Genomic DNA, 15,955 nt, shown 5'->3' on the forward strand with positions numbered 1-15,955 from the left:
GCCGGAACCTGCCATTCGCTGACGAGTTAGGGTCTTCGCCATGACCACCTGCCCGGCCCGGTACGACGAGGAGCTCGGGCTCTGGGTCATCACCGAACCGGCCGTGGTCCGCGAGGTGCTGCTGGATCCGGACACCTTCCGGCCGGACAACGCCGTACTCGCGCACACTCCGCTCGGCGTACCGGCGCTGCGCATCCTCTCCGCCGTCGGGTTCGCCCTGCCACCCACGCTGGCGAACAACGCCGGGCCGTCGCACCGCCCGATCCGCCAGGCCGTCGCCCGGTTCTTCAGCCCGGCCCGGGTGGCCGCGGTCGAACCACTGACCCGCCGTCTGCTGACCGAGCGCCTGACCGCGGTCGGTGCCCGGTTGGCCGAGGGCGGTACGGCGGACCTGGTCGAGGCCGTCGCGGCCGAACCACCCGCGCTGGTGTTGCTCGACATGCTCGGATTGACCGAGGTCGACGTACCGGCGTTGAAGAGGTGGAGCCGGGATTCGCTGGAGTTGTTCTGGGGCCGGCCGTCGCCGGAGCGGCAGGTTGAGCTCGCGCACAGTGCGGCGGCCTTCTACTGGTGGTTGCGCCAGCGGGTGATCGAGGCTCGCAAGGATCCGGGCGAGGACCTGTTCGGCGTACTCACCGGGCTGGAACTGGCCGACGAGGAGATCTGCGCGGTCGCGTACTTCCTGCTGATCGCCGGGCAGGAAACCACCGGTCAGCTGATCTCGGCCGCCTTCCACCGGTACCTCGGCACCACCGTCGCGGATCCGGCCGAGGCCGTCGAAGAGGTACTGCGCGAGGTTTCGTCCGTTCCGACCTGGCGCCGCGTGACCGCGGCTCCGACGTCGGCCGGCGCCACGCAGCTTCCGGAAGGTGCCGGGGTGTTGCTTGGCCTGACCGGCCATGGTGGACCCGCGGATCTGGCCTTCGGAGTCGGGATTCACCGGTGTCTCGGCGCTGGGCTGGCCCGGTTGGAGGCCCGTGTCGCGCTGGAGGCGGCCGCCGGGTTGTTACCGCTCATCCGGCTGACGGAAACCCCTGAGCTGATCGACCTGTTGTCGTTCCGGGCACCGGCCCGGCTGGAAGTCGAGGTGGCACCGATACGCTTGGCCGGTGACCGCACTTGAGCATGACCTGGTACTCGTCGTCGACTTCGGGGCGCAGTACGCGCAGTTGATCGCCCGCCGCGTGCGCGAGGCCAAGGTTTACTCCGAGATCGTGCCCTCCTCGATGCCGGTCGAGCAGATGCTCGCCCGCAATCCGAAGGCGATCATCCTGTCGGGTGGTCCCCAGTCGGTGTACGCCGAGGGCGCGCCGCGGGTCGACTCGGCCCTGTTCGAGGCAGGCGTACCGGCGTTCGGTATCTGCTACGGCTTCCAGGCGATGGCGCAGACCCTCGGTGGCGAGGTCCGCCGGACCGGGCTGCGCGAGTTCGGCCGTACCGGCGTGACGGTCTCCAACGGCGGCACGTTGCTGAGCGGTATCCCGCTCGACCTGAACGTCTGGATGTCCCACGGCGACGCGGTTCACTCCGCCCCGGCCGGTTTCGACGTACTGGCCGCCTCCGAGGGTGCGCCCGTCGCCGCGTTCGAGAACCTCGACCGCCGGTTGGCCGGCGTCCAGTGGCACCCCGAGGTCCTGCACTCCCAGGCCGGGCAGCAGGTGCTCGAGCACTTCCTGTACGACATCGCGGGCTGCACCGGCGACTGGACCACCGCGAACGTGGTCGACGAGCAGGTCGAGCTGATCCGCCAGCAGGTCGGCGACAAGCAGGTCCTCTGCGCCCTCTCGGGTGGCGTCGACTCCGCGGTCGCGGCGGCCCTCGTGCACAAGGCCATCGGTGACCAGCTCACCTGCGTGTACGTCGACCACGGTCTGCAGCGCGCGGGAGAATCCGAGCAGGTCGAGAAGGACTACGTCGCCGCCACCGGCATCCGGCTCGAGGTCGTGGACGCGGAGGACCAGTTCCTCGGCGCGCTCGACGGCGTGACCGACCCGGAGCAGAAGCGCAAGATCGTCGGCCGCGAGTTCATCCGCACCTTCGAGGCGACCGCCCGCAAGCTCGACGCCGAACGGCACATCGAGTTCCTGGTCCAGGGCACGCTCTACCCGGACGTGGTCGAGTCCGGTGGCGGTACCGGCACCGCCAACATCAAGTCGCACCACAACGTCGGCGGGCTGCCGGACGATCTGCAGTTCGCGCTGATCGAGCCGCTGCGCACGCTGTTCAAGGACGAGGTTCGCGAACTCGGTCTGGCCCTGGGACTGCCCGAGGCGATGGTCTACCGCCACCCGTTCCCGGGGCCCGGCCTGAGCATCCGCATCGTCGGCGCCGTCAGCAAGGAGCGGCTGGACATCCTGCGCGCCGCCGACCTGATCGTGCGCAACGAGATCACCGCGGCCGGCCTGGACCGCGACATCTGGCAGTTCCCGGTCGTACTGCTGGCCGACGTCCGCTCGGTCGGCGTCCAGGGCGACGGCCGTACCTACGGCCACCCGATCGTGCTCCGCCCGGTCACCAGCGAAGACGCCATGACCGCCGACTGGGCCCGCCTCCCGTACGACGTACTCGAGAAGATCTCCACCCGCATCACCAACGAGGTCGACGAGGTCAACCGGGTAACCCTCGACATCACCAGCAAGCCCCCAGGCACCATCGAGTGGGAGTAACCCCCACCCGCTAGCAACTTCGCCGAAGGCCTCACGCTCCCGTGAGGCCTTCGGTGGTTGACCTACTGGTAGTGGAACCGTGCTTGCAGGATCACGAGGTCGTCACCGTCGACCAGATAGACCAGGCGGTGTTCTTGATCGATTCGGCGTGACCAGGTGCCCTGCAGCATGTGCTTCAGCGGCTCCGGCTTACCGATGCCTTCCTTCGGGTTCCGTAGAGCATCTTCGATAAGCTTGTTGATCCGCTTGACCTGCTGGCGATCGGCTGTTTGCCAGTAGGTGTAGTCCTCCCAGCCATGCGGGGTGAAGACCAGTCTCACGACAGTTCGTGCACCTCACGTTCGCCTCGCTGAGCCTGGGCCAGGCTCTCCAGGAGGCGGGTAGCGTTCGCAGGGGTACGCAGCAGGTAGGCCGTCTCCTCCAGCGCACGGTAGTCGTCAAGGGCCAGCAGGACAGCGCCGCCCGCCTTTGAGGTGATCTCGACCGGAGTGTGATCGGCGTTGACCTGCTCGATCAGCGGGAACAGGTCCTTGCGCGCGGCAGATGCCGTGATCGCCATAGGTCTCCCTTCTTGAGGCCGTGCAGCAACAGAGTGGTACAAGAAATGGTACCACTCTGGCCAACGGGCCATCCAAGCCTGAAGCCTCAGCGGCTCGGTGACGGTCGCCTAGGGGTCATCGGTGAAGGTGAGGCCGGTTTCTTGGAGGGCGGCCTCGAGGATGCGGATCGCCTTTGGGCCGATGCCGTGCATGGCCAGGAGGTCGCGGCGGGTGTGTTCGGCGATCTCGGCCAGGGAGGTGATGCCCGCCGCCAGCAATGCGCTGTTCGCGGGACGCCCGATCGGTGGCAGGTCCCCGATCTGTGCGGGGACATCGCGTGTACTCATGCCGAAACGGTAGCGAGCGGCACCGACAATCCGGGTAGCCACATTCGTGCGCCCGGATACGTAACCTTCTGGACGGTAGCTCCATCGAGCTGAGTAGGCGTATCTCGCGCCTGAACCAGCATTGGGGGAGTCATGCTTCCAGGCAGATGCGGACCGGTACGGACGTGCGCGGCTGTAGGACTGGCCATCGCACTGACAGCGGCAAGCCTCCTCCCGGCGGGAGCCGGCCGCGCAGATATGGCCCGCGCCGAAGCGGCGACGGCGGATGCCCCAGGGACGGTGGACGTCAACCGGATTCCGTCGCGACCGCCGGAGATCACGGTGCTGGGGGCTTCGCCGGCCGGGATGTTGTACCGGGTTCTACGGACCGGGCAACCGCTGGAGGCCGGGCCCGGGACGTACCTGAAGCCGACCGGCAAGCCGGCGTACAGGGTGCCCTACGAATACCAGACCCTGGTGGGCGACAAGATCTATGCCCAGGGCGCCGACGTCACGAAGTACATGATGATCGGCACAGCCACCGAGCGGACCTGCCCCGCCGCGCTGCGAGCGGCCTACCCGTACGTGAGTGCCGGGGCGCCGTTCACGTCGTTCGGTTGGCTCTCACACGGCAATCAGCGGGTGATCGCCGACGCGAGCGGCTGCCGAGTCGCGGGCGCCATCGCGCCGATCGGCAAGCACAAGATCGCGGCCGCGGACGAGTCCGGCTACGTCACGATCGACAGCGCGGACATCAACGGCTACATGACGCTGGGCTATCGCTCCTACGCAACGCCGGCTACCAGTCAGCGGATCCAGACCGGCGGCTACAACCGGCACGTGTACGGCGTGGACCTCGATGGTTCCGTTGTCACCTGGGCACACCACGACTACGCCGACGCCAACGGCCGCCACTCCTACGTCATCCGCTCCTCGACAACCGGAGGCGCGGCCCGGGTGACCGACGTACCGCGCCACGTCGACAGCACCGCGATCAACGGTTCGGCCGTCGGCTGGGCGGCGTGCAACTGGAGCGAGATCACGCGCTGTGTCACCGGCTCGATCAGCTCCACCGGCGTGATCTCCGAGGTGCTGGACAGCCGGTCCGCCGTCAGCGACGGCAGCCGGTTCTACTTCGACACGTACGGCGCGAGCCCTGGCATCGACTCGGCCACGGTCATCGACGGCAAGAACCGGACTCGCGTGGTGACGATCGGCCTGCTTCCGCCGTACACGTACAGCGTCGACTTGGCGGCGGGCAACGTCGGTTACGTCGACGAGCAGGCAGCCGACGGCGGGGATACGCTGGCCCGCCGGTCGTTCACCCAGTCCGGCGGCACGCTGACCCTTGGCGCGCAGCGGGTCTCCGGCCCGATCGGCGACCGCCGGCTCACCCGCGACGGCGACCGTACGGCGTATCTGGATGACGCCCGGGACCTTTGGATCAGCACCGACGGCGGCCACAAGACCCGGGTCTTCGATTCGAACGAGAAGACCTCCGTCGCGTGGACCGGATGGGGCGCGCCGTTCGTGCTGTCCGGCCACCGGCTGCTGTGGATCCGCGGCAACTACGCCGGGGAGCAGTGCTCGACCTGGGGTTGCTTTCCGATCTACGCCGGGCGGTTGATGGTGTTCGACATCCGCACGGGCAAGAACCTCGATTTCGGCGCCACCACGCTGACCCGGCCGGCCGCGTTGTGGGGCAACTACCTGGTCACCACCGACTCGGCCAACCGAATCCTGCGCAAGGACCTTTCGACCGGTGCCGTCGTCCAAGTGAAGGCGGCCGGCCCCCGGGTCACCGGCCTGGACGTCAACGGCTCGATCGTCGGCTGGTCCACCTGTACGCAGACGGCCGGTGCCGACTGCGCTGTTTCCAAGATCGGCTACAAGATCGTGTCGAGTACGGCGCCCGCCGTCGAACTGACCAGCCTGAACTCGGCGAAGGTCGCGTTGTCCGGCGGACAGCTGGCCTACACCCTGAAGTCGAACGACCAGTACACGCTGAAGACCTGGCGTCTCGGCACCACGGCCACGACCGTGATCGGCACCGCCCACGGCTTCTCACTGGCCCCGGACTGGGTGTCCACGGTGCCGTTCGACCTGCATGACGAGACGCTGGCCTGGATCGGTCTTGACCGGACGGCCCGGCTGACTCCGCTCGCGCCGTTCGTCGCCCGGCCGCGATACCTCGGGAACGCCAGCGGTGCCGCGTCGTTCAGGCCGTCGGCCGGTCAGCGGTGGTCGCCGTCGTTCCCGATCAGCAAGGCCTTGCCGACCTGCGCGATCACCATCAGGCTGGGCGCGGTCGTGAAGCGGTCATTGCCGTGCGCCACCAGTACTGGGATCGCTCGCGCTTCGTGGGACGGCAAGGACGCGGCAGGTCAACCGGTTGCCAAGGGCAAATACGGCTGGACGTTGACCGGGGCCGACGCCGACGGCGGCCTGCTCTGGTGGAACGGCTCGGCCAATCCGATCAGCGGCAGCGTCACGGTTGGGTGAGGGTGGACTCCAGGCGGTCGGCTTCAGGGCCACGGTTGGAGGCGCGGAGCTGGTCGACCAGGAGCCAGCCCGCGCGGTACCAGGCGTCGGAGCCTTCCTCGGCCTCGGCGTGCACCGAGCGGAGCCAGGTCTCGTCGACCGAACCACCCCAGGCGGCCACGATCAGGCGGGCGTCGATCGACTGGTCCTCGTGGCCGGCCTGCTCGTACGTATCGGCCGCGCGGTTCATCTGGGTGATCGCGCCTCCGCTGTCGCCGCAGCGCATCGCGACCTCGGCCAGGTTGTACCAGAGGCCGCCGTCGTGGAAGCTCGTCTGCGGATCGCCGCCGGGTAGTACGTCGAGCACCTGGCGGGCCCGGCCGAAGATGGCCCGGGCGGCCGCGAAGTCCTCGCTGAACATGGCCGAACGCCCCGCCCGGCGCAACGCCACGATCTGGTCGTACGGCCGCTCAGCCTGCGCGTAGAAGGCAGCGGCTTGTTCCAGCGGTGCCACGGCCTCGTTGTCGCGGTTGAGCTGTTCGAGCAGTTTGCCCTCTTCCTGGCGCAGATCGGCCAGCCAGTTCGGGTCCTCGTCGGGCTCGACCGTGTCGATCAGGACCCGGATCTGCGCCAGCGCGGAGTCCAGTTCGCCCAGGGCGTTGTAGGCGTTTGTCAGGATCTCGCGGGCCCGGGCCGCCAGGGGAGCGACGGCCGGATCGTCGAGAGCCGTCAGGGCCTCTTCGGCCGTCTCGGCGGCATCGAGCGGCCGGTCCACCTCCAAGTACGCGTCGGCGAGGTCGAGCCTCGTCATCGCGGCGACCAGCCGATGGGCGGGATCGGACAGCAGCGCGACGGCCTCGGCCAGATCGCCGACGGCCTCGTCCGGGTTCTCCATCGCGTTGCGGATCAGGGCGCGCTGCCGGTACGCCGCCGAGCGCTGCGCGTCGTGCGACGCCTCCGGACCGAGGGCGTCGATCGCTTCGCTGGTGGCCGCCTCCGCCTCGGGCAACCGCCCGTGCATCGCGAGCAGATCGCCGTGCAGCAGCGCCGCGATGACCTTCAGCGTCGGGTCGCCGCTGAGCTCGGTCCGGGTCTGCGCGACCTCCTTGAGGGCCTCTTGGTGCCGCCCGCCGGAGTAGAACATCAGCGCCAGCGAGAACCGCCAGCCCGGTCGGCGCCGCGGTTCGTCGTCCGCCATCAGCCGGCGCAACGGCTCCTCGCCGGTCGCCATGCCTTCGTCGTACTGGCCGATGTCGCACAGCAACCGGCCGATCCGGGCCCGGGTCCGCGTCATGCGCAGCTCGTCCCCGGCCTTCGCGTGCAGCTCGAGGGCTTCGCGCCAGTAGGCCAGCGCCTGCTCGGGTTCACTCGACGCGATGTGCAGGCCACGCAGGTCGAGTACCCGGGCCGTCTGGGCGGGCGTCTGCATCGACGGCGGCACCTCGGCCTGGAAAGCGGAGCAGGCGGACACGGAAAGCCCGTCGTCATCGTTGAACCACGCCTCTTCGGCCTGATCCAGCAGTTCGGGCCCACTCGCCAGGGCTGGTTCGGGCGGTGCACTCAACGCGTCCAGGCCCTTGGCCGCCTCGTGCAGGCTGAGCGCGGCTGGTTCGCGGACGATCCGGCGCTCGTGCGCACGCTGGGCCGTTTCCGACAGCGGCAGGTACGACGTCCAGGGCTGTTCGGTCAGCAGCCCGGCGATGCGGCGGCTCTGGTGGTCCGTGCCGTTGCGCTCGTCGAACCGCGCGGCCAGCGCCGTCGCCCGCTCGGCGAACTCCGCCGCCAGGTCACTCGCCGCCACCTCGGGATTGACCGCGCTCGGGCGCCGTACGGCCAGCTCGGGACCGGCCAGGTCGGCCAGCCGGCGCAGGGCGGTCGAGGCCGTCGCGAGGAAGTTCATCTCGGCGAACGTGCTGGGCGGATCGTCCAGTTCCGCGAGGTGGCTCTCGATCAGTTCGACGGCCCGGACCTCGTTACCGGTCATCGCACAGAAGCGGACGTGGTCCGCCAGGCTCTCCAGCTGCCCGGGCTGGCCGCGCAGCAGGCGGTAGGCCTTGCGATGCGCGTCGACGGCCTCGACGGTCATGCCCTCGGCGACGTACGCGGGCAGCATGCTGGTGAGGATCTTCTGCGGCTGGGTGATGCAGTCGAGTTGCTCGCTGAGCACCCGGTGGCCCAGTGCGACGGCCTCGTCGGTGCGGCCGGTGTTGATCAGGTGCTGGACCTTGTCGTTCGGGTCGCAGCCGGCGCAGTCCGACAAGTCGTCGCGCGGCGCGGTCGACCAGAGCCGGAACTGTTCCTCGGCCGTTTCGGCGTCACCGATGTGATCCGCGACGAGCCAGCGGTGCTGGTGCACGGCGTGCAGGCTGTGACCGCCTTGTTTCCAACGGCGTTCCATGTCGTCGAGAACGGAGTAGGCACGTTCCAGCGGGACCTCGGGGAAATCGCTCAACGTGGACGGCACGGACTTGAAGTTCCAGAGCAGCTCCCACTGGTGCTCCCCGTACTTCGCCGGATCGGCGTCGAAATCGGTCACACACCGGGCGAACGGGACCAGCGACTTCCGCGGCTCCCCGCCGTGCAGGTAGGCCTCGACCAGATCGAGCCGGGCCGCGAACGCGATCTCCTCCGCACCTTCGGCCTCAGCACGACGTACGACGTTCTCCAGCGCGATCGAACGGGCCCGGCCGTAGGGGAGGCCCATAGCGTCATCGAGTTGCTGCTGGAGTTCCGTACTCATCTAGCGCCCATCCTTGTCTTGCGTTGGTACAGCCTGGTCTAGCAGGCCTAGGAAGGACCTGTTCACCAGAGCCGCGTCAGCCGGCCCAATCGGGTGGTGCCCCTGCATGAGGGCATGCCCGTATAGACCCTCTACACCGAGCTTGACCAAGCCGGGATCGCCTAGGGAGGCCAAGCGCCGTACGAGCGCACTGCGGTGGTTGAGGATCAGCTGAGGCTTACTCGTCTCCCGAGTGTCCAGTGCGTCCAGTACCTCCGACCAGAGCGCGTCAGCCCGATCCCGCGTACTGCGCAGCTCACTCGTGAACTGGGCCGACCGGTCGATCAGGAAGAGCGCAGGCAGGCTTGCCGGTTCAAAGGCCCGTACGACGACCTCGCAGCCGACGCCGTCCAAAGTGGTCTGAGCCAACCGGACGAACGCCCGTAGCGACAACTCCGTCGCGGGGTCCAACGTGTCGAAGCTGGTGGCGAGCTCACTGGGGTCGAACCGGCGCGTGGTGGCGCCTTCGATCACCTGCGGTAGCCGTTCGATCAACTCGGTGTCATAGGTATAACCCGCGTTGACGACCGGAATCTGCTGAGCCGCCGCGACGGCCGCGAGCTGGCGGAACTCCTCCACGCTCGTGGCGTACCGGATCTCGCCGTACTGCTCGAGAATCTCGGCGGCGGTCATGCGGCCCAGGTTCGTCTCCAGCCGGATCCAGCGGTGCACCAGCCGGAGCATCTCGTCATCGTGCAGCGCGAGTGCCTTCACCCCGAGATGGTGAATCGCCAGGAACTTGTCGAGCCGCTGGGGATCCGTCGTACCGAGCCGGACGAGCCAGCCGCGCAACTGAGTGCCGAGGGCCTCGCGAGTGGTTTCGAGATGGCCGTCGTCGAACAAGGCCTCGCGGCTCGCGGTAGGCCTTAGCTCGGTCGTGTCGACCACGCAGCGCACGAAGAACGCCCAGTCCGGCAGCAGGCCTTCGACGCTCTCGGCCAGCAGCATGCGCTTGAGGTAGACCCGGTGCGTCGCCCGCTCGGTCGGATTCGCCGGGAACGGCAGCACAAACGCGACCCCGGTCAGGCCCGCCTCGGGGCTGTTCAGCTGGATCACGTCGAACGGCGTGAAGCCGAGCCGGTCCTGGGCATAACCAACCAGTGCCGCCTTCCGGGCGGGCCCGGTACCGTCCCAGGGTGCTTGCCCGTCGGTGGCGAGTTCGCCGTCGACGCGGATCTCCACCGGCAGCAACGAACCGAACAGGCGGACCAGTTCGAGCACGGTCGGGGCCTTGAACCACTGCTCCGCACCACGCCTCGCCGTCAGCGTGACGGTGGTCCCGGTCTCCGCGACGGTCTGCCCGCCTTCAACCGTGTAACTGCCGTCGGCACTACCGGTCCAGCGAGTGGCCTCGCCGCCTTCCGGCCGGGTCAGCACCGTGATCCGGTCGGCCACCATGAACGCCGACAGCAGGCCGATGCCGAACTGGCCGAGGAACTCGTCGCGCTGGAAGCCGATCTCGTCCCGCTTGGAACTGCGCCCGATGGTGGCGAGCAGATCCCGCACCTCGTCGGGGCGCAACCCGATCCCGGTATCGGTGATGCTCAGTCCGTCCGGCCCGGTCCGAAGGTCGATTCGGCCGGGCGCCTCGGGATCGGTGACCCGGCGCGCGGTGATCGCGTCGACCGCGTTCTGCAGCAACTCCCGCAGGTAGACCCGTGGGCTGCTGTACAGGTGATTGCTGAGCAGGTCGACGATGCCGTGCAGGTCGACCTGGAAGTTCTCCGACCGGATCACGCCCGTACCGTCCCCGAAGCCCTCCGCGGTCAACACTTCCCCCATCCATACCCGGTCCGGCAGGCGCCGGTGCGACCGATCACGCTACGCCATGCCCAGCATATGGAGGTATCGCGTGGCGGTGGCTACCTTGTAACTGTCTGCGAGTGCCAGTGCGTGTGCTCAATGAGGGGGAAGCAAATGAAGGTGGGGACCTTTAATCTCAACAATCTCTTCGACCGGTGGAACTTCGCCGGCGCGGTAGAGGTGCTGGAGTCCGGTACGGCGACCGTGCCCGCGACGTACACGTTCGACGACGAGAACCGGCGGCGGCTGCAACTCGATGCCCGCGGCAAGCTTCTGATCGCCAAACCGGCGGCGGACACGTTACGGGTGGCCGAGCGGCTGCTCGAACCCGATATCGACGTCTGGGTCGTGCAGGAGGTGGAGAACGCCGACACCCTGCGCCAGTTCAACCGCGACCATCTCGGCAACACCTATCCGCACGTGATGGTGATCGACGGGAACGACTCCACCCGGTTCATCGATATCGGCGTACTGTCGCGCCGGCCGCTCGGCGGGGTGACCAGCTGGCAGCGCGCGTTCCACCCGGACGAGCCGACGCGGCCGGTGTTCTCGCGGGACCTGGTCGAGGTGGAGATCCTGGACGCGCGGGGACGGAAGGCGGTGACGATCTTCGGCACGCACCTGAAGTCGAAGTTCGTCGACTTCACCGCGCGTGATCCCGAGGCCGAGCGCGCCGCCGCCGACCGGTTGCGCCGCCTGCAGGCCGAAACGATCACCCGCATCATCAACGACCGGATGAGTACGCGGCAGAAGTATCTGTTGTGCGGCGACATGAACGACACGATCGACTCGCCGCAGCTGGCGTCGTTCGCGCAGGCCGGGCTGGTCAACGCCCTCGCCGATCCGGTCGAGGTGGGCACGGTCAAGACCAAGGTCGAACTGCCCGCCCATCCGGCCTGGACCTCCACCTTCAAGGGTTCGGGACAACCGCGCAGCTTCGACCTGATCGATCAGATCTGGGTCAGCCCCGCACTCGTACCGAAGGTGACCGGCGCGTGGATCGGCCGGCGCCGCAAACTCGCCCGCGACGGGACCGATCACGATCCGGCCTGGATCGAGCTCGATCTCTGATCACCCGGGCTTTGATCACCCGGGCTTGTTGACCTTGGCCTCGATGCCGTCGAGCAGGCGGTCGAGGCCGAACCGGTACGAGTGCGCGGCGGCATCGGTCGTGCCACGGTTGAAACCGCCCGCGTGCCAGAGCGCCGTCATGGCCGGATAGCGCTCGACGTCGAAGTACGTCTCCCAGAGGTCGTTGCGCTCACCCCACCACGCGTCGTTGCTCTGCCCGGTCTGCCGTTCGAGCCGTTCGCCGTCGGCCCGGACGCTCGCCGCGCCATCGACGTACGTCGCGATCGCCAGCGCGGCGGCGTCAACCTGCGGCGGTTCGAGCCCGATACCGGACAGCGCCGCCAGCAGGAACTCCCGCGCGTCGAGCATGCCCGGGCCGATGGGAGGCCGGATGAACGAGACCTCGCACAACCAGGTGTGCCGCCCGAACATCGCCAGCGTGCGCTCGGCGTACAGCTCGATGCGGTCGCGCCAGTTCGCGGGCAGGTCGTCGCCCGACCGCGGCAGATCGCGCTCGGCGAAGACCTGGTCGACCATCAGGTCCAGCAGTTCGTCCTTCGATGGAACGTAGGTGTAGAGCGTCATCGTGCCGACACCGAGCGCCTTCGCCACCCGGCTCATCGACATCGTCGCGAGGCCCTCGGTATCGGCCAGCTCGATCGCCGCGGTGACGACCGCGTCCAGGGTCAGCGTGGGGCGCCGGCCCAGCGCGGGCTTGCCGTCGGCCGGTCCGGAAACGGCACGGTGGTGCCGCCAGAGCATGGCGAGAATGCGCTCCGGCTGGCCGCCGCCACTGTGCTCGACCGTCATCGACGTCCTTTGTCCACTGGCCCACTTGCTCGTCGGGTCAGATCCTAAGCCCCGGCACCTATTATCGTATGCAGTACGATAATTACTCGGAGGGCCGGATCGTGTTGTTCCGGTGGGTGCGACGAGGGATGAGGAGCCTGGTGTGGGCAAGATCTTGGTGACTGGTGCGACCGGCAGTGTCGGTCGACTTGTGGTGGACGAACTGGTCGCGGCAGGGGAGCGTCCGCGCGCGCTGACCGTGAATCCGGCAAAGGCGGCCTTGCCTGCCGAAGCCGAAGTGGTGAAGGGATATCTCGGCCGGCCCGAGACTCTGCCGGCCGCTCTGGAGGGTGTGGACACGGTCTACCTGGCTCCGCTGCCGGCGACGGTGAAGGAGTTCGCGAAGCTGGCAAGAGAGGCGGGCGTACGCCGGGTGGTGACGCTGTCGGGCGAACCCGCGGCGTACGAGGCGGAGGGTGATCCGTCCCAGTGGCACTACTACGCCGTGGAGAAGGCCGTCGAGGACGCAGGCTTCGAGTGGACCCACCTGCGGCCCGGGCAGTTCATGAACAACACGCTCGACTGGGCGGACCAGATCCGCGCTGACGGGGTGGTGCGCGCGCCTTATCGGGGAGCGATTCAGACGCCGATCGACCTCGGGGACATCGCTGCGGTCGCGGGCGTCGTGCTGCGCGACGACAGCTACAACGGCCGCAAGCTGCTGATGAGCGGGCCGGAGGCGATCACCCCGCCAGAGCAGGTTGCGGCGATCGGGGCGGCGATCGGGCGGACGGTCCAGTTCATCGAACTCACGCCCGAGGAGGCGCTGGCGCAATGGAGTCAGGTGATGCCGGCCGAGGTGGCGCAGTGGCTGCTCGACGGCTTCCGGATGATGAGCGAGTACGAGTCCAAGCCGGTTCCCACCGTGCCGGAGATCACCGGTCGGCAGGCCCTTCGCTACGCCGACTGGGCTGTACGCAACGCTGACGCTTTTCGTTAGCAGGGCCTTCTGGCAGCAGGCAGCGGCTTTCCGCCGGGAGGGTCTTGTCAGTCGGTGAGTGAGTCGATCCATCGCTGCAGGCGCCGGGCCTGGCGAACCATGACTTCGGGTTGCCCGAGCGTGCTGGTGACGACCGCGCTGCCCTGGTAGGAGGACACCAACTCCACCGCCAGGTCGCGGGCGTCGCGCCGCCCCATGGCGTGGAACTGCTGCTCGGCCCAGTCGAGCTGGATCTGCATCAACGGGGCTGCAAGCGGGTCTGATCCCTCAGCCCGCTTGGCCAGTTCGGTGGAGAGGCTGCCATACGGGCATCCGTACCGGGCGGCCTCCTCGGCGCGTTCGGACAGCATGCCGACGAAAGCCCTCAGTCGGGCCTTCGGGCTGCGATGACGGGCCGCCAGCTCGGCGAGCGCCGCGTTGAGTTGCTCTTCGTGGGATCGCACCACGGCCGCGACGATGTCCTCTTTGGTCTTGAAGTAGTAGTACACGTTGCCCAGCGGTACGTCGGCCACCTGCGCGATCCCTGCCAGGGTGGTCGGCGCGACGCCCTGGCGATAGACCAGGTCGCTCGCCGCGGCCACCAGTCGCTCGCGCTTGCCCGGCCGCGCGGGTTTCGGTTGCGGCGCGTCCTTGCTGGGCCTCGCGCCCTTGGTGCGCGGAGCTTCGTCCGGCTGTGTCGAGCTGGTCATCGTTGTCCCTGGTCTGAGTCAGTCTTCTCACTTGAGCATAGACGGCTGCGGCAACCACGGTCTATGTTAGTTATCCAACTAACTCCGAGCGAAAGAAGTGTGACATGCCGGTGGGATATCTGGACGTACCCGTGGGTGTCGATCTGGACCGCAAGAAGGACCTGATGGCGGCCATCTACGCGGCTGTGAGCGAGGTCTATCCGTTTCCTGACGACACCCGGATCTTCTTGCGTGAATGGGCGGCTGACAGCGTGAGTCAGAACGGGCTCCTCGGTTCGGAGCCGATCAGGCCGGCGCTGACTCTGCACGTGCCCAAGGGGGTCGACGGTGAGCCGATTCGCGTCCTGATGAGGAAGCTCAATGACGCGGTTGGCCTGGCCTATCAGCTGCCGGACTTCATCACCTTTCTCCATGAGCACTCGCTTGATGTCGTGGCGGTCAACGGGACTGTGCTCGCTGACGATCAGCAACGAGTCGAAGCTCAAACCAAGGTCTATGGCTGATCCTGCCGGTGCCTGCTGAGGTTTTGCGTTCCGGTCGCTGCGGTCGCTGTGTGTGGGGCGGTCGCGTTGCGGCCGGGCTCGGCCAGGCGGCGTCGGTGCGGCCGTGCGGCTGGGCGTTTGAATCCCTGGCGAACATGTGTTCGAATGAAGGCATGAGGTGGTCGGGGCAGGAGATCGACGCGGCGCAGCCGGGCGCTCTGCCTGGACTGGCGTCGATCGCCGGGCTGGTGCGGTCGGTGACCACGCCGGAGTTCCAGGGCATCACCTTCCACGAGGTGCTGGCCAAGTCCGCGCTGAACAAGGTGCCAGGCCCGAGCCGGATGCCGTTCGAGTGGACGGTCAATCCCTATCGCGGCTGCAGCCACGCCTGCCGGTATTGCTTTGCCCGGCCAAGTCACCGCTACCTGGAGCTGGACCCGGGCGCCGACTTCGACCAGCAGATCATCGTCAAGACGAACGTGGCCGATGTGCTGCGCCGCGAGCTGGCCAAACCGTCCTGGGGACATGAGCAGGTCGCGCTCGGGACCAACACCGATCCGTATCAACGCGCCGAAGGCCGCTACCGCCTGATGCCGGGCATCATCCAGGCCCTGGCCGAATCGGGAACGCCGCTGTCGGTGCTGACCAAAGGCACGTTGATCCGGCAGGACCTGGAGTTGCTGGCCTCGGCGGCCGAGCATGTTCCGGTCGGGCTGGGGGTTTCGCTGGCCCTGGCGGACGACGACCTACGGCGCTCGGTCGATCCAGGCGCGCCTTCGGTGCGGGCCCGGCTGGAGGTGATCCGGTCGATCCGCGCGGCCGGCTTGCCGTGTGGCGTGATGGTGGCGCCGGTGTTGCCCTGGCTGACCGATTCCGCCGAACACCTGGATGAGTTGCTCGGTCAGATCGCCGCCGCGGGCGCGACCGGTGCCACTGTCGTCATCTTGTACCTGCGGCCGGGGACCAAGGAGTGGTTCATGAAATGGCTCGGGCAGGCTCATCCTGAGCTGGTCAAACGCTATGAGCAGCTGTATTCCCGTGGTGCGTACGTGCCCGAGAGCTACAAACGCGCCTTCGGTGAAAAGGTCGCGCCGCTGCTTCGAAAACACGGGTTCGACAAGGCTTCGCGCCATCGTGGTGATCGCCCACACCCGGTGCGGGGCCGATATGAGGGCCTGCCCCGCACGAACCGCCACCCGGCTCCGGCCGCGCCGCGTGCAACCGTTCACCCGCCTATACCGGAGCAAGAGGCGCTCTTCTAGCCGTCGCACCTTCGGCCCTACGGTGAGTTCGTGTGGGGAAACGCAGTCTGCGATTGGGCGCGACTTTG

14 protein-coding genes are annotated in these 15,955 nt (G+C 67.9%); 7 read left to right on the top strand and 7 right to left on the bottom strand.

The window, feature by feature from the left end; translation table 11 throughout:
* Positions 1-40 precede the first annotated feature (40 nt).
* Positions 41-1,123: a cytochrome P450 family protein gene (locus ACFFGN_RS32570; RefSeq protein ID WP_380055844.1), complete on the top strand. Its 1,083-nt coding sequence runs from the start codon at positions 41-43 to the stop codon at positions 1,121-1,123.
* Positions 1,110-2,666 carry a glutamine-hydrolyzing GMP synthase gene (gene guaA, locus ACFFGN_RS32575; RefSeq protein ID WP_380055848.1) on the top strand — a complete coding sequence of 519 codons (1,557 nt, stop codon included), beginning with the start codon at positions 1,110-1,112 and terminating at the stop codon, positions 2,664-2,666. The genes ACFFGN_RS32570 and guaA overlap by 14 nt, the downstream gene beginning before the upstream one ends.
* A 62-nt stretch (positions 2,667-2,728) precedes the next feature.
* On the opposite strand, the gene ACFFGN_RS32580 is transcribed toward guaA, so the two are convergent.
* The 3 genes from ACFFGN_RS32580 to ACFFGN_RS32590 all read right to left on the bottom strand — a co-directional run bounded on the left by ACFFGN_RS32580 (position 2,729) and on the right by ACFFGN_RS32590 (position 3,552).
* Positions 2,729-2,986: a Txe/YoeB family addiction module toxin gene (locus tag ACFFGN_RS32580; RefSeq protein ID WP_380055851.1), complete on the bottom strand. Its 258-nt coding sequence runs from the start codon at positions 2,984-2,986 to the stop codon at positions 2,729-2,731.
* Complete coding sequence (locus tag ACFFGN_RS32585) at positions 2,983-3,225, bottom strand: type II toxin-antitoxin system Phd/YefM family antitoxin (protein ID WP_380055855.1); 243 nt, start codon at positions 3,223-3,225, stop codon at positions 2,983-2,985. Before ACFFGN_RS32585 ends, ACFFGN_RS32580 begins: the two co-directional genes overlap by 4 nt.
* Positions 3,226-3,333: 108 nt before the next feature.
* Positions 3,334-3,552 carry a helix-hairpin-helix domain-containing protein gene (locus tag ACFFGN_RS32590; RefSeq protein WP_380055857.1) on the bottom strand — a complete coding sequence of 73 codons (219 nt, stop codon included), beginning with the start codon at positions 3,550-3,552 and terminating at the stop codon, positions 3,334-3,336.
* A gap of 237 nt (positions 3,553-3,789) precedes the next feature.
* Here ACFFGN_RS32590 and ACFFGN_RS32595 point away from each other — a divergent pair, with 237 nt between their 5' ends.
* Positions 3,790-6,033: a flagellar hook assembly protein FlgD gene (locus ACFFGN_RS32595; protein ID WP_380055860.1), complete on the top strand. Its 2,244-nt coding sequence runs from the start codon at positions 3,790-3,792 to the stop codon at positions 6,031-6,033.
* On the opposite strand, the gene ACFFGN_RS32600 is transcribed toward ACFFGN_RS32595, so the two are convergent.
* On the bottom strand, positions 6,020-8,752 hold the full coding sequence (locus tag ACFFGN_RS32600; RefSeq protein WP_380055863.1) for a tetratricopeptide repeat protein: 2,733 nt from the start codon (positions 8,750-8,752) through the stop codon (positions 6,020-6,022). The genes ACFFGN_RS32595 and ACFFGN_RS32600 overlap by 14 nt on opposite strands.
* On the bottom strand, positions 8,753-10,564 hold the full coding sequence (locus ACFFGN_RS32605; RefSeq protein ID WP_380055866.1) for an HSP90 family protein: 1,812 nt from the start codon (positions 10,562-10,564) through the stop codon (positions 8,753-8,755).
* Between the two features lie 144 nt (positions 10,565-10,708).
* Between ACFFGN_RS32605 and ACFFGN_RS32610 the strand changes: the two genes are divergently transcribed.
* The gene (locus tag ACFFGN_RS32610) at positions 10,709-11,665 is read left to right on the top strand and encodes an endonuclease/exonuclease/phosphatase family protein (protein WP_380055868.1); all 957 of its coding nucleotides are present in this window, start codon (positions 10,709-10,711) and stop codon (positions 11,663-11,665) included.
* A 15-nt stretch (positions 11,666-11,680) separates the two neighbouring features.
* Here ACFFGN_RS32610 and ACFFGN_RS32615 read toward each other — a convergent pair whose 3' ends face one another.
* Positions 11,681-12,475 carry a TetR/AcrR family transcriptional regulator gene (locus tag ACFFGN_RS32615; protein WP_380055871.1) on the bottom strand — a complete coding sequence of 265 codons (795 nt, stop codon included), beginning with the start codon at positions 12,473-12,475 and terminating at the stop codon, positions 11,681-11,683.
* Positions 12,476-12,617: 142 nt separating this feature from the next.
* On the opposite strand from ACFFGN_RS32615, the gene ACFFGN_RS32620 reads away from it, so the two are divergent.
* On the top strand, positions 12,618-13,454 hold the full coding sequence (locus tag ACFFGN_RS32620) for an NmrA family NAD(P)-binding protein (protein WP_380055873.1): 837 nt from the start codon (positions 12,618-12,620) through the stop codon (positions 13,452-13,454).
* Between the two features lie 47 nt (positions 13,455-13,501).
* Here ACFFGN_RS32620 and ACFFGN_RS32625 read toward each other — a convergent pair whose 3' ends face one another.
* Entirely contained in the window at positions 13,502-14,143 is a 642-nt protein-coding gene (locus tag ACFFGN_RS32625) for a TetR/AcrR family transcriptional regulator (protein WP_380055876.1), read from the bottom strand.
* Positions 14,144-14,247: 104 nt separating this feature from the next.
* Between ACFFGN_RS32625 and ACFFGN_RS32630 the strand changes: the two genes are divergently transcribed.
* A complete protein-coding gene (locus ACFFGN_RS32630) occupies positions 14,248-14,646 on the top strand; it encodes a hypothetical protein (RefSeq protein ID WP_380055879.1) in 399 nt (132 codons plus the stop codon).
* A 152-nt stretch (positions 14,647-14,798) separates the two neighbouring features.
* Positions 14,799-15,887 (top strand): Rv2578c family radical SAM protein, encoded by a 1,089-nt coding sequence (locus ACFFGN_RS32635; RefSeq protein WP_380055882.1) that lies wholly within the window; start codon positions 14,799-14,801, stop codon positions 15,885-15,887.
* Positions 15,888-15,955: the final 68 nt, after the last annotated feature.

Source organism: Kribbella deserti (assembly GCF_042434725.1).
Taxonomy (GTDB): Bacteria; Actinomycetota; Actinomycetes; order Propionibacteriales; family Kribbellaceae; genus Kribbella; species Kribbella deserti.